This window comes from Deferrivibrio sp. (assembly GCF_055117995.1).
On the sequence record NZ_JBSQOT010000072.1, the window covers coordinates 1 to 5,254 of the forward strand.

5 protein-coding genes are annotated in these 5,254 nt (G+C 31.7%); all 5 read right to left on the reverse strand.

From position 1 onward, the window contains the following. On the reverse strand, positions 1-758 hold a 758-nt coding region (locus ACTCAF_RS10845), incomplete at its 3' end, for a polyphosphate kinase (protein ID WP_463063296.1). After that, the gene (locus tag ACTCAF_RS10850; RefSeq protein WP_463063297.1) at positions 736-2,238 is read right to left on the reverse strand and encodes a Ppx/GppA phosphatase family protein; all 1,503 of its coding nucleotides are present in this window, start codon (positions 2,236-2,238) and stop codon (positions 736-738) included. The genes ACTCAF_RS10845 and ACTCAF_RS10850, both read right to left, overlap by 23 nt. Beyond that, positions 2,235-3,752, reverse strand: coding sequence for a Ppx/GppA phosphatase family protein (locus tag ACTCAF_RS10855; RefSeq protein ID WP_463063298.1), 1,518 nt, complete (start codon positions 3,750-3,752; stop codon positions 2,235-2,237). The genes ACTCAF_RS10850 and ACTCAF_RS10855 overlap by 4 nt, the downstream gene beginning before the upstream one ends. Next, complete coding sequence (locus tag ACTCAF_RS10860; RefSeq protein ID WP_463063299.1) at positions 3,731-4,480, reverse strand: ParA family protein; 750 nt, start codon at positions 4,478-4,480, stop codon at positions 3,731-3,733. Before ACTCAF_RS10860 ends, ACTCAF_RS10855 begins: the two co-directional genes overlap by 22 nt. Positions 4,481-4,486: 6 nt before the next feature. Next, on the reverse strand, positions 4,487-5,254 hold a 768-nt coding region (locus ACTCAF_RS10865; protein WP_463063300.1), incomplete at its 5' end, for a CHAD domain-containing protein.

Below are 5,254 nucleotides of genomic sequence, written 5' to 3' on the forward strand. Positions count from 1 at the left end.
CCTTTTCTTCTTTTATCAAGACTTTCTTCTATTAGACGCAAAAGGTCTTCAGCCCCCTCTTCATCTATTTCCAGGTCAGCATTCCTTGTAATTTTAACCTTAGCTGTGCCGGTAATTTCATAGCCCGGAAAAAGCTCGTTTAAATATCTTTCTATTATAAAACAATTGGTAAAAAAATATTTCTTATCACTGAAGGAAAATGTAAATATTTTTTCTACTTTATCAGGAACAATTACAACCCCATAACAAACTTCCGAATTTTTTATTAGCTCAACCATTAAAAATATTTTACCACTGGTGATAAATGGGAAACGGGCATTTTTGGTAAGCACAACAGGGGATAAAACAATCCTTATTTCTTTTTCAAAAATATACCTTACATATCGCTTCACATTTTCGTTATCAATGTGGTTAAAATAAAATTTGGCTTTGGCAAGATCGTCAATCAACTTTTCAAAATATTTACTCTCTTTTTCATATAATTTTTTTATTTTTTCATTCAATTTAATCAGTAAATCCCCTGGGGTAAACCCGGCTCTATCTTTTTCTACGTATCCGGCAGCAATTTGATCCTTAAGACCGCCGACACGTATCATGAAAAATTCATTTAGGTTTGAAGAAAATATTCCTAAAAATTTGCACCTTTCAAAAAGAGGAATTTCTTTATTATATGAAAGATTAAGTACCCTTTCATTAAATTCAAGCCAGCTTAATTCTCTGTTTATAACAGGAAATTCATTTAATCGGGTCTTCTTCAAGCTCAATTTTTACTCCAAAAACATTTTCAAAAAGTTTGGATTTTTTTTCAAAAGACAGCCTTTCAAGAAAAATATAGTCTACCGTCCTTGCGACTACCTTTACAATATCTGTTTCCTTTTTCACGATAAAATCAGCAATCTTCTGTTTGTGCCCTGAGTCAAGACTATCTGCCACCCTAAACATTGCCACAAGCTTTTTTATCAGAAAAATATCAACATCAGGCGGAAAATACTCCTTGTAATCATCCACTTCAACTTCCCTGTGCAACAAAACTACCAAAGAAACCACCTCCATATCTCTCTCAAAAACTCCTGGCAAATGGAGGGATTTTAAAATTTGATAAGAGTTATATTCATGATTTGAAGGGTTTATAAAATACCCAAAGTCATGGGTAATTGCAGCTATTTCAAGCAGTCTGAGATAAGAATTAGGTAAGTTGTGAATATCTTTTAGTTCATTAAATATCTTTCTTACATTTTCCTTGACCTTCAAAGCATGGTTTTTGTCAAACTCAAACTTTTTGCCGTAATATAAAAGGGAATTTTCAATGTATTTTCCATAACTTTTTTTTCGGTAGCTTTTTGAAAAATACATCAAGAGCTTGTGAGGGAATGTTGTAGGGGTAATATAAAATTTATTCTTGCCAGTTATTTTCATAATCTTGCTGTATGTAACAAGAACCGCTTTTAAAATATCGGCCTGGCTTCGCCTTAAACCATAATTTTCAACTATTTCTTCAGAGGAAAGCCCCTCGATTTTTTCAAGAAGGTGTCTTACATCATTGATATTAAATTCAGTAGAACTTTCTTTGAAGAAAAATCTTATAATATCAACAGTGCTCCCGGTAAAATAAACAAACTTGATATTTACTTTGCCTATTATCCTCTTAACCTCTGCAAGCATATTATCAACATAATTTCTAAAAGCTATCACTTTACCTCTTTCATCAACATCTCTAAATATTTCATTAAGTCTCAGACTGCCAAAGGGCAGAGCTTCAGAATAAATTATGCTTTTCTGGAAGCTAACTACTATAGCCACATTGCCACTTGAGACATTTGCAAATAAAAATCCTCCTTTTTCAACATCTGAAAAATTTTCAATTTCATTCATAAGAGCAGTAAATCGAATATAAAGCTCTTCATAAGGGTCCAGGACATTTAGTTGTATACCTGTCTTTTTAAATATATAATCTATAAAAAAATCTTTGTTTACTGCATCTCTTAGACCACTTGTAGCCACAGCCACATACTTTTCAACTTTATATTCACTCATCTTGTTCTGAAATCCACCTAAAATGTCAGCTGACTTTTTCACTGTCTCAAGTGTAATATACCCTTTTGTAAAAGTGTCTTTGCCAAGAGGTAATGATTTTATAAGATATTCGATTAACCTTTGCTCCCCATTTACAAATTCGCTTATTTGCATTCTGAAAGCACTGGCTCCAATATTTATAACTCCAAAAAGCCCATTTTTCATAATATTTCTATCTCCAGATTTAAAAGTTTTTCCAGAAAGTCCTTTTTCTTGAGTACCCCCGCCTTTTCAAGAGTCAAATCCCCTTTACCCATCAAAGTTAAAATAAATTTATCCTGCCTTTCTTTTAGCAAAATATTCTTGACTTTTTGCTCGTGACTTCTGTCCAAAGAATCGGCAATTCTAAGCAAAGCAGAAAGCTTTTTTACAATATCCTGAGAGTTTTCATCAAGAGCAACAAAATTTTCATGGGATTTTTTGGGAATGCTTTTTCTGTGATACCTTGCAATATTTGCAATTATTTCAATCTCTTCATTGCTAAAGCCAATAAAATCGGAATTTATAATAAGATAATATGAATGTTTATGATGCTGGGAATATGAAATATGATTCCCGATATCGTGAAGAAGAGCTGCTGCTTCAAGCAGCTCAAGAAATTCATCATTTAAATTTAGTACCCCTTTAAAATAATTGAATAAAATTACAGACAATTTCCTCACCTGCTCAGCATGAGCAATCTCCCCCTTGTATTTTTTACAGATATCATACACCCTTGAAAATTTTAGATTTTCGTGATTTTTTTGAAAAGAAAGCTTGATACCCATCTGATTTGCAGTATCTATCAAAATACCGAGCCTTAAACCGTCTGAGAGTGTATAAAATCCGCTTCTTCCGGTAATATCAAGCAAAACATCAATAAGAAGTGAGGCCGGCAATATTATATCAGCCCTTTTTGGCTCAAGCCCCTTTATACCTTTTCTTTTTTCAATATTATTGTTTGCAATTATCCTCAGAAACCTTTTTAAAAACTTTCTATCTGCATATTTTACCCTTTTTGCTTGTGCAACTGCTGTTTTTGCCTGGATAGAAGCCACATTGTTTAATGTTCCCCCAAGACAAATTATATGCTCTATGCTCCTGTCAAAGGGTCTTTTAGTAAAAAATTCTCTCATAGCATTTTTGAAGTTAATTATCTCAGAAGGCAAAGGTGGATCATTTCTAAAATATTCATGAAGCAGCCTGTTGCAGCCAAGTTTAGTTGATTCACTAAACACAACTTTTCCATCATCCACTATTACAAATTCTCCGCTCCCTCCACCTATATCGGTTATCAATACTTTACTGTCATTAATCTCAAAGTTTGAAGATGCGGCAAGATATGCAAAATATGCCTCCTTTTCGCCTGAAATTATTTCAGGCTCAAGTTTTAAAGACTCTATTATACTCTCCCTGATTTCTTCACTGTTTTTTGTATCTCTAAGTGAAGCAGTAGCTATAAATCTTATTTTATCCACCTGTTTTGATTCACATATTTTTTTAATCTGTTTAAGATTTTCGATAAGATTTTGCAGTGAATCCTCAGTTATATACCCAAATTTAAATATATCATCCCCGAGCCTTATAATCTCTTTAAAATCATCAACCAATTCGAATTGATCTTTTTCAAGAGAGAAAATCTGCAGCCTTAAGCTATTTGTCCCAAGGTCAATTATGGCTATTTTTTTATTATTTTGCATATCTCTACCACTTCATCGGCAAATTTTTCATAAATATCCCTGATATAGCTACTTCTACCGTATACTCCGGTAGGCTGCAAATATACCCCCATCTTCTCAATCTCTGATGAGTATGGGATAATTGACTTTATTCTCAATTTTTCAGAGTACTTTTCAAGAATCTCCTTATGAATATTCTTTCTCAAATCGGCCATAGAAAAAAACGGATATATTTTGTTAGTGTTTATATTTTCCATTCCAAAGAAATTCTTCAACATTTTCAAACTTCTGACAGATAATACTGTAGGGATCACCGGGACCAGTACAATGTCTGAAATTTCTGCTATCAGGCTATTGATATTTGTAAACCCTGGGGGTGAGTCAATAATTATAAAATCCGGGTTTATTACCCCTTTTTTAAGAGTCTTTTCAACCTTTTTGGAAGACTTTTTAAGTTTTTCAATGACCAAATCAATATCTTTTAATTTTAAATCCGAAGGAAGAACATAAAGGTTTTCATAGTCACTTTCCTTTATATTTAAATCAAATCTTTCAAATTCGGTTATAACCTTTTCAACCTTACCTTTAAGTTTTTGTTTGATTCTCAAATAAAAAGATGATGCCCCCTGTGGATCAATATCCCATAAAACCACTTTAAAGCCTCTTTTTGAAAGAAGATAAGAAAGATTTACTGCTGTAACTGACTTACCTACTCCACCTTTAGACGAATACACGGAAATAATTTTCATTCAAACTCACTTCAGTTTATTTTGTAGTTTTTTATAAAGCTTTTTAAATTTTACCATATTATTGAGCTTTTCAGCCAATAAATTTTCCTTGATATTGTCAAAACACTCATTATTGCATGCATTTTTAGATATCAATTTTTCAAAAATATTAAGCTGGAAAAATATATCCTGATTTTTTCCAAGAAGCTCCTGTGCTTTTTTAAGTTGTGAAAAAACATCCGATTTTTTTTTATCTTTTGTAAATTGATAAAAATATTCAAAAAAATATCGCAGTCTTTTAAACTCAATTCTTAAATTATGAATCTCTTCATCACTCATTTGTTCAAGATTATGCCCAATAACCTTGCCAGTCAATTTTTTTATTTTCTTATCAACAAAATATTCAAGGCTTACATCTTCAGATATCAAACCAATATTTTCCGCATATTTTTTTGTTTTAAAAAGCAAGTCTTTAAATTGTTCACTTTTTATTTGAGACAAAACATTTTCAAATTCCTTTTCTCTTGCCTTTTCAACATCTTTTTTGATTATTTCAAGAATATCAGATAGTTCTGAGTATCTTTTGCAATAATCATAAATGTACATCAATGTTACATCCAAGTCCCTCAGTTCATTTGTAAATTTTATTAGTTGCTTCAAGTTATTGGAAAATTGAATGTAAACGTCTTTGTCAATATAACTTTTTATTTCTGATAACAATGACCTCAATCTTCTTAAAATAACCCTATATAAATGAAGATATTCTACATCTGAATCTTTCAAAATTTTTTTATG

Coding starts and splice junctions, on each gene's coding strand:
- ACTCAF_RS10850 (WP_463063297.1), bottom strand. CDS start 2,238: ATGAAAAATGGGCTTTTTGGAGTTATAAATATTGGAGCCAGTGCTTTC.
- ACTCAF_RS10855 (WP_463063298.1), bottom strand. CDS start 3,752: ATGCAAAATAATAAAAAAATAGCCATAATTGACCTTGGGACAAATAGC.
- ACTCAF_RS10860 (WP_463063299.1), bottom strand. CDS start 4,480: ATGAAAATTATTTCCGTGTATTCGTCTAAAGGTGGAGTAGGTAAGTCA.